Below are 1,715 nucleotides of genomic sequence, written 5' to 3' on the forward strand. Positions count from 1 at the left end.
TGAAGGATTACTGAGACTGGGTACCGCTGATTTTTTAATGACGGTCATCTCTGATTTGGAAGCCGCCCAACTTAAGTCAGCCATCCAGGAATATAGCTGGAAAGCCTTTACTTCATTGATGCAAGAAACGGTCGATGAGCTGGCTAAAATGGCAGCCGAAGCTGAAGGGGCTGGCAGAATCTGGACAGCACCCAAACAGCAACTACGAGTCAGGTTAGAAATGCTGTTCAGCGATATGTTGGATTACCGTGTTAAACATGGAAGGATACCTGTCCCCATCGATCCGTACTCAGATTTTTTCTATTTGCCGGAAGGCAACAACAAAAAAAAGCTGCTTGGTTACGTTGATGCCCAGGCTCCACAGACAAGACAAAGTGTCAGTCGTTATATCGATGAACAAGGTCAAGTCCATTACCTCGCCACCATTGAGGTTCGCGAACCCTGGCCTGCACTCAGAAAGATCGCTTTTGGCCCTCCCGACACTTTGACGACTGCGATAATAAAGTCAGTTCAGAACCCGGGTCTACTGGGAGCAGACCCGGACGTTGACGGGATCTTTTTTAAAAGAGCCCTATCCATGCTCGCTACTGACACCGGAACCGTGACGTACCAGAACTGGGTGAAGCAATCCATCCTCAACCGGCTGGGTCAGCTCGACCAGACAAAGCTGGAGCATGTTACCCGCTCCTACCTCATCTTTCACCAGGCAGCACAGAACACAGCAGGACATGGCAAACTGAGCAATTTGCTACTGACTGCCAGGCTCAGGGCAATAACTGGCGGGCAGTCAGGATCATCCTGGGACACCCTGGCGCGGTTGCAAAAAATAGTGCCCGTCAATTTTAAACTTCACCGGGTGACCAGCTGGGAACACCAGCTTCCTGCGACTACCACTGACAACCATGCCCTGCTCGTCGCCCGCTGGAAAAAGCTGGCACAATTCAACCTGCCCGCCGGGCTCTATAAACTTGTCGACTTGTTTTCTGCTGGCGAAGATTTGGTTAGACCGATTCTTGAGTCAGGAGACAGACTTTCCAGGCACGGCCTGCTTCTGGGTCGTCTGTACCGGGAGGTACCCCTTACCCTTGACCCCAAACAATACCTGTACCAGAGTCGTCTGGACAGCAATCCACCGGCCCTGACGGTGGGAACAAAAGACACGACTTTTGATCACCACAAAGCTATCGCTATAGGAAAGTTGTTCGGACTAGCCCTGTTAAACCATCCCGATGTGGTCGCTCTCGGTAAAGCTCAAAAGGACTTGCGGGCCATCTGGGGATTGTCGGCAACCACCACAGGCCGTCGCTATGGCCTGACCACAGGACTGGCACTGGGCGCTTTTCCAGACCAGCCCCCCCTCTATACACAGCTTGTTAATGGCCTCAGTAGCACCGATCACAATTGGCAGTTTGCTACCGGGTCGGTGGACGATTTCGCCCGGGTTCTCTACTGGTTATCCGCCCGGCATGATCAGGACGGGCTGACAGAGGCGGTTAAACGGGTTTTGAAATACCGTCGTCAACACCCTGGGGTATCTCTGGATAACTTTGCCTCGGCTCTGGTGAAGACACACGGGAATCTGCCGGATTACCGGGCAGGCCTGGTTCTGCGTCAGGCCATCAGGACAGACGAAATCACTTTTCTGAAGCAGACCCTGAAGGAGAGAAGCCCATCATTAATTGATGGACTGAATGCAATAGTAGAGGTTAGTGCTC

The 1,715-nt window shown here is 52.3% G+C and carries 1 protein-coding gene; it reads left to right on the forward strand.

Features of this window, described 5'->3' with window-relative positions:
- A partial coding sequence (locus KDK18_RS11050; RefSeq protein ID WP_257254957.1) for a hypothetical protein occupies positions 1 to 1,715 on the forward strand: 1,715 nt, incomplete at both ends.

The organism is Endozoicomonas sp. SESOKO3 (assembly GCF_024606255.1).